This window comes from Bacillus cereus group sp. BfR-BA-01441, assembly GCF_022663075.1.
Taxonomy (GTDB): domain Bacteria; phylum Bacillota; class Bacilli; order Bacillales; family Bacillaceae_G; genus Bacillus_A; species Bacillus_A cereus.
In genome coordinates this window covers 1-6,792 of the sequence record NZ_JAKUEU010000144.1, presented here as the reverse complement: position 1 = coordinate 6,792, position 6,792 = coordinate 1, and the positions used below count along the sequence as shown (strand labels likewise).

Sequence of the window (6,792 nt, the reverse complement as noted above, 5' to 3'; positions counted from 1 at the left end):
GAACCATTGCCACCAGAGCCACTGCCACCAGAACCGTTACCGCCAGAACCATTGTCACCAGAACCAGTATCGTCCTGAGAACCGTTATTTCCTGGAGGTATATTATTATCCTTTGAGTTTCCTTCTGCAAAATGATCGCTATTTTGTACAATAGCGTTTGTTAATGGTTGGAAGTTTTCAGTTGCAGCATTACCGATATTTAAACCGCTAAAAAAAGATAAAGAGAGTGTTGATGCTAAAATGAAGATTTTCGTCATGGTTTTCCTCCTAAGAGATTAATGTTCCATCTAAAATACATCCCTTTGTAATATTTCTTAGGAAAAAGAGTTTTATGCAAAAAAAACTATATATAGAAAAAGGTGGTGTATTTGTCAAAGCAGAAAAGAGTTAATGTAGATTTCCTACAAATAGTAGAGGGGGAGAATTTACATTCATAACGGTAGAGGAAGTGGCAGCAGATGAAAGAGTATATAGCGTTTGATATTGGCGGTACGCAAATTAAGTATGGTATTGTTTCAGAAATAGGGAGAGTATTAAAGCGTCAAACAGTTGCAACAGAAATTCATTTAGGCGGAGAACAAATTATTCAAAAACTTATATATGTATCCAAAAAAATAATGAATGAACATACTATTGCCGGAATCGGTATTAGCACTGCGGGAATTGTTGATATTAATAAAGGAATTGTGACGGGAGGCGCGGATCATATTCCGGGATATAGTACTATTCCTATTATTGATAGATTGCAAGAGATATTAAAAGTTCCAGTATCGATTGACAATGATGTGAATTGTGCAGCGTTTGGAGAAAAGTGGAATGGTAGTGGAAGAGAGAAAGATAACTTTATTATGCTCACCCTTGGAACAGGGATTGGAGGAGCAATTTTTATAGATGGAAAATTGTACCGAGGACATTCATTTAGTGCTGGTGAATGGGGGAATATGTTAATAGAAGGAAAAACGTTTGAAGAGGTTGCTTCGATTTCAGGATTAATTCGACTTGTAAGCAAATATAAAGGCAAAGGCAAGTGGAATGGGAAAAGAATTTTCGAGTTGTATGATAAAGGAGATCGGGAAGTTGCTCAAGCAGTTGGGATTTTCTTTAAACATTTGGCAATCGGAATTAGTAATCTTGCTTATATTTTTAATCCAGAAACGATTATTATTGGTGGAGGAATTACCGATAGAGGAAATGAGTTTTTAAAAGAAGTAAAAGAAGAGGTCAGTAAATACTTAAATCAAGAGATTTATAATAATTGTGAGATTGAACTTGCGCAAAACGGTAATTGTGCAGGAATGATTGGTGCTATTTACCACTTCTTACATCATCATAAGTAAATTATATGAATGTTTTCATATAACTGAGAATTTATCCTTTTTATCGCTAGGTAAATAATGCTACAATATAAGAGAAGAATACAATATTTTCCGATTCGGAAAATGCTTTGTAGAAAGGGAGAAACTTCATGCCTATTATTTTAGAAAAAGGTCAAAAGATCGATTTAACGAAAGGACAACCAAAAGTAGCAAAACTACAGGTTGGCTTAGGCTGGGATCCAATTGGGCAATCAGGTGGATTTCTGTCTTCATTATTTGGAAGTAAACCAAATGTAGATTGTGATGCATCTGTTGTTATGTTAGAAGGAGATCGTTTTTTAAACAAAAATGATTTAGTTTACTTCGGAAATAAACTTTCTACTTGTGGTAGTATTATTCATTCAGGAGATAATTTAACAGGTGAAGGCGCTGGTGATGACGAAACAATTTTCGTAGAATTACATAAAGTTCCAAGCCGTATTAATCGTTTAGTATTCGTTGTAAATATTTATGACTGTGTAAATCGTCGTCAAGATTTCGGGATGATTCGTAATGCATATATTCGTATTCAAAACCCGCAAACTGGTGAAGAATTAGCACGCTATAATTTATCGGATAATTATGCTGGCAAAACAACTCTAATTGCAGGTGAAATGTATCGTCACGGAAGTGAATGGAAGTTTTCAGCAGTTGGAGAAGGCACGCAAGATAAAAACTTAAGTGAGATTGTATCACGTTATCAATAAAATAACCGAGGAGGAATTGTATATGGCATCAATTTCATTGAAAAAGGGACAAAAGGTAGACTTAACAAAAACGAATCCAGGTCTTTCGAAAGTTCTTGTAGGACTTGGTTGGGACACGAATCGTTATGACGGACAAAACGATTTCGACTTAGATGTTAGTATTTTCTTAGTAGGCGCGAATGGTAAAGTTTCAGGAGCTGAAGATTTCGTTTTCTATAATAATCCAAAAGGTGCGAATGGTGCTGTAGAGCATTTAGGAGATAACCGCACTGGTGAAGGTGAAGGCGATGACGAAGCGATTAAAGTAGATTTGAAAAATGTTCCTGCTCACATCGAACGTATTTGTTTCACAATTACAATTTATGATGGAGAAGGCCGTAGCCAAAACTTCGGACAAGTTTCTAATTCTTTCGTACGTATTCTTGATGAAGAAAAGAATGCAGAATTAATTCGTTACGATTTAGGAGAAGATTTCTCTATTGAAACAGCCGTAGTAGTAGGTGAATTATATCGTCATGCAGGTGATTGGAAATTCAATGCAATCGGAAGTGGATTCCAAGGTGGATTAGCGTCTCTATGTAATAACTTTGGTTTAGATGTAGAGTAATAGATTTGATTTATATATCCATCGGTGAAATGTATGTTTACTGATGGATATATTTTTAAAGATAAAAATATAGAGGTGAATATAGATGGTTATTCAATTACAAAAAGGCCAGAAAATCGATTTAGGTAAGACAAGCCCTGGTTTAACAAAAGCAGTAATTGGTCTTGGATGGGATATTAAATCTTATGACGGCGGAGCCGATTTCGATTTAGATGCATCTGCCTTTTTATTAGATGCAAACGGAAAATGTACGAAGGAAACTGATTTTATCTTCTATAATAATTTGCAGTCTCCTTGTGGATCTGTTTTACATACAGGAGATAACCGTACAGGTGAAGGTGAAGGTGACGATGAGCAACTTGTTGTGGATTTGAAGAAAGTTCCAGCAGATGTGCACAGAATTGCTATTACAGTTACGATTTATGATGCAGAAGGCCGTAGTCAAAACTTTGGGCAAGTAGGAAATGCGTTTGTTCGTTTAGCGAATGAAGAAACGAGTGAAGAAGTTCTTCGTTTTGATTTAGGGGAAGATTTCTCCATCGAAACAGCAGTTGTCTTTTGTGAATTATACCGTCATAATGGACAGTGGAAGTTTAATGCAGTAGGAAGTGGATTCCAAGGTGGTTTAGGTGCGCTTGTAAGAGCGTATGGCTTGGATGCATAGAAAGGAAACGATATTCGTTTCCTTTTTTTGACCTTTCTATAAATCTAGCAAAGAATAGGGGATAAAGGTAAGATGAGTATTTTGCAAGGAATCCTTGATACGTATGCTCAGTTTTTCGACTTGGACATGTGGATTAAAGTGTTGCAGGATCCAGTATCTTGGGGATTAATTGGTACACTTGTTGTACTTGAAGGATTATTATCTGCTGATAACGCACTTGTGTTAGCGGTAATGGTAAAACATCTTCCGGAAGAAAAACGTAAAAAAGCATTATTCTATGGACTTATTGGAGCTTATGTGTTCCGCTTTATTGCGATTGGAATCGGAATGTTCTTAATTAAATTATGGTGGGTAAAACTTCTTGGTGCACTTTACCTTGCTTGGTTATCAGTAAAATACTTTATTGATAAGCGTAAAGGTGCAAGTGAAGAAGACGAAGCTCACGGTATGAATCAAAATAGTATTCTCTTTAGAATGTTTGGTGTCTTCTGGGGAACAGTTGCGATGGTTGAATTAATGGATATCGCATTCTCTGTAGATAGCGTACTTGCTGCATTTGGTGTATCTAATGAAGTTTGGATTTTACTATTAGGCGGAATGCTAGGTATTTTAATGATGCGTGGTATTGCTGGTGTATTCTTAAAATTGTTAGAGCGTATTCCAGAGCTTGAAACGACAGCATACATTTTAATCTTAATTATTGCAGCAAAAATGTTACTGTCTTTAATCGAGATTGAGATTAGTCATACACTATTCTTTATTATTTTAGTTGTAGCATTTGGAGCAACATTTATACTTCACTACATGAAGAATTCTGGACAAGCTAGAGAAGAAGTTGCAGCTACTAAAGAAGACAATAAATAATTGAAATGGGTTTGCTCGTTTTGCGAGCGCCCATTTTTTATAACCAAAAATAGTTTATAATAGAAGAAGGACTTAGAAAAAACGTAAATGTTTTTGGAGGTGAACTGTTGTGTTTTCACGTTTTACACTTCAACCATATGCATTAAAAGATGAATCAGATTTAAAGCAATTTGAAACGCTTTTAGAAAAACGCCCACAATATGAGCTGACAGAGAATGAGATGAAATTTAGTTATATAGCATGTCGAATCCTTGGTGTTCCTAATGATGTAGATGAATATTTTAATGAACTGTTTGATTATAGTGAAGCGAAAGGAATCGAAGTTTTACACGAACAAAATTTAAACAAAGTGATTGATTCGGAAAAGCTTCGTCATATTCAAGAAGTGTTCGGATTACATCAAGAAGCACCAAATGGTCTGACAGTAAATAGGCTAGTTGCACACTTATCTGGGAAACAACTTTTACCGAAAGTAGACAATCCTGATTTACAGCATTACATACATACGACGTTTATTTCACTATTGAAATTATATGAGAAGCAACATAATCAGTCGTTAAAGACAGAAGGCTTCCGTCGTTTCTTAATCGACATAATTAAACTAAGCGAAAATTACGTAGCGAAGTGGTTCTCTACGATTAATTATAAGAAACAAATGCCGCGTATCATTTGGTACGGTGATGCACAGGAAAGCCGTATATATTTCTTATACTTTCTTATTATGCTCGGTTGTGATGTGCTTTATTATCACCCAGAAGGAAAAGATGGATTTGAAAATATTGATGAAGAGGGAAGAACTTTTGTTGTATCTCATTCAAGTCGCATTTCGCTTGAACCATTCCCTGATCGTCGCCGTGAGCGTGTTGCAACAGTAGCGTATCAAGCTTCGAAAGAAATTGAACAAGTACTTCACCACGATAATTCACTGCTGTACAAGCCGTGGCAATTCCGTTCCTATACGCCTGTAGCTCGTACGTTAAAAACGACATATGATGAACTCTTTTTAATTACGAAAGAAAAGGCATTTGTACGCCCAACATTCTTTGTTGAAAATAAACATATTTATATTCCTTCTTTATTTGCGAAAATATCAGGCGTTTCAAAGAATGATAAAGAATATTTTCAACGATTAAAGGCTGTTACATCATTTGATAACAGTTTATTAATTAATACATTCCCGTTTACGAAAGAGCAAAAAGCAAACTTCCAATATCATTATCGAGATGCATTGGACCGAGCTGGAAAATTGCATCCTGATCTAATTATGAATAGCCATTGGTGGCCGCATAAGCGTTTACCGGAAGGTTTACAGCATGGGATTGCAGAGGCGATTATCCATACGTGCGAAAGTGAAATGTGCAAACCAATTGCGAAAGAGACGAAACAAGATGTAGCGCTATATGTTTTCGCACAACTTTCTCAAATACCACCGAATATTTTAGAACAGCTTGAGAAATTTGATTATTCACAAGATGTACCGAAAATTGTTATATTTAATAATGAGAAGAGCGGAGAATTAACTCGTTCTGACGCTGTTTTATTACTATTTTTGAATCAAATTGGAGTAGATGTATTCCATTTCAATCCAACGGGAAGAAACGATATTGAACCGTATATTGAAGCGGGGGCATTTGATTCACATTGGCTTGAAGAGGTTAATTTCGATCTTGAGTTTCATGGTTCATCAGCCTATAAAAATTTATCACAAACAATAAAAGGACTATTTCGTCCATTTTTATAAGGAAAGGGAGAATACCATATGAATAACCCAGTCGTACTAGATCCGAAAACAGAATTAAATGAACAAACAGCACAAGATGTTCGCTTACAACTTAGACAAGATGCGGATGTACAACGTATTTATAATGCGGTAGATATTAAAGATCAATTAGAATTAATTGAACTTGGAAAAGAACCTTCTATGGAAATTTCACGTTTTGCGGATCAAATTTTACATACAATGTCATTATCAAAGATAGAAGATTCTGGTGAATTATTAAAACAGCTTGGTAAAATTATGGACCGATTTGATAGTAAAGACTTTGCGGAAGAAAAAAGTGGTTTCTTCTCACGTATGTTCAAAAAAGCGGATAAAATGATAGAACAAATCTTTAGTAAATATCAAACGATGGGCCGCGAAATTGATAAAGTTTATGTGGAAATTACGAAGTACCAAGATGAGATGAAAAAATCAATTGGTACGTTAGATGGCTTGTATGAGCAAAACTTAAAATATTATTTAGACTTAGAGAAGTACGTAGTAGCAGGAGAAATGTTATTAGAGCGTTTAAATACAGAGTTAGTTCCGATGTATGAAGAGCGTGTACGTAATAATGATCAATTAGCAGGTATTGAATTAGAGTCGCTTAAAAACTCTGTTGAAATTTTAGAACAGCGTATTGACGATTTAGAAAAAGCACGTATGGTTGCGTTACTTACAGCACCACAAATTCGTATGATTCAACGTGGTAATAATAAATTAATTGGTAAAATTAATACAGCATTTATTACAACGATTCCTATCTTTAAAAATGGTATCATTCAAGCGGTAAATGCCAAGCGCCAAAAGCTTGTTGCAGATTCTATGGCTGAACT

At 35.3% G+C, this 6,792-nt stretch carries 7 protein-coding genes and 1 pseudogene; 7 read left to right on the top strand and 1 reads right to left on the bottom strand.

Annotation, left to right across the window (positions count from 1 at the left end; translation table 11 throughout):
* Positions 1-257 (bottom strand): annotated as a pseudogene (locus MR107_RS28715) (LPXTG cell wall anchor domain-containing protein); the annotation flags it as partial.
* 201 nt (positions 258-458) lie between these two features.
* Between MR107_RS28715 and MR107_RS28710 the strand changes: the two are divergent.
* The 7 genes from MR107_RS28710 to MR107_RS28680 all read left to right on the top strand — a co-directional run.
* Entirely contained in the window at positions 459-1,337 is an 879-nt protein-coding gene (locus tag MR107_RS28710) for an ROK family protein (protein WP_000666117.1), read from the top strand.
* Between the two features lie 128 nt (positions 1,338-1,465).
* On the top strand, positions 1,466-2,062 hold the full coding sequence (locus MR107_RS28705; RefSeq protein WP_001121586.1) for a TerD family protein: 597 nt from the start codon (positions 1,466-1,468) through the stop codon (positions 2,060-2,062).
* A gap of 22 nt (positions 2,063-2,084) precedes the next feature.
* Positions 2,085-2,669 carry a TerD family protein gene (locus MR107_RS28700; protein ID WP_000146726.1) on the top strand — a complete coding sequence of 195 codons (585 nt, stop codon included), beginning with the start codon at positions 2,085-2,087 and terminating at the stop codon, positions 2,667-2,669.
* 85 nt (positions 2,670-2,754) lie between these two features.
* On the top strand, positions 2,755-3,333 hold the full coding sequence (locus MR107_RS28695; protein ID WP_000236643.1) for a TerD family protein: 579 nt from the start codon (positions 2,755-2,757) through the stop codon (positions 3,331-3,333).
* A 72-nt stretch (positions 3,334-3,405) separates the two neighbouring features.
* Positions 3,406-4,197: a TerC family protein gene (locus MR107_RS28690; RefSeq protein ID WP_000025704.1), complete on the top strand. Its 792-nt coding sequence runs from the start codon at positions 3,406-3,408 to the stop codon at positions 4,195-4,197.
* A 109-nt stretch (positions 4,198-4,306) separates the two neighbouring features.
* Positions 4,307-5,938, top strand: a complete 1,632-nt coding sequence (locus tag MR107_RS28685; protein ID WP_000492859.1) for a YceG family protein — start codon at positions 4,307-4,309, stop codon at positions 5,936-5,938.
* 18 nt (positions 5,939-5,956) lie between these two features.
* On the top strand, positions 5,957-6,792 hold an 836-nt coding region (locus MR107_RS28680; RefSeq protein WP_242293052.1), incomplete at its 3' end, for a toxic anion resistance protein.

Bases quoted from the DNA above. Each gene is read 5' to 3' on its own strand.
- MR107_RS28710 (WP_000666117.1), top strand. From the start codon at position 459: ATGAAAGAGTATATAGCGTTTGATATTGGCGGTACGCAAATTAAGTAT.
- MR107_RS28705 (WP_001121586.1), top strand. From the start codon at position 1,466: ATGCCTATTATTTTAGAAAAAGGTCAAAAGATCGATTTAACGAAAGGA.
- MR107_RS28700 (WP_000146726.1), top strand. From the start codon at position 2,085: ATGGCATCAATTTCATTGAAAAAGGGACAAAAGGTAGACTTAACAAAA.
- MR107_RS28695 (WP_000236643.1), top strand. From the start codon at position 2,755: ATGGTTATTCAATTACAAAAAGGCCAGAAAATCGATTTAGGTAAGACA.
- MR107_RS28690 (WP_000025704.1), top strand. From the start codon at position 3,406: ATGAGTATTTTGCAAGGAATCCTTGATACGTATGCTCAGTTTTTCGAC.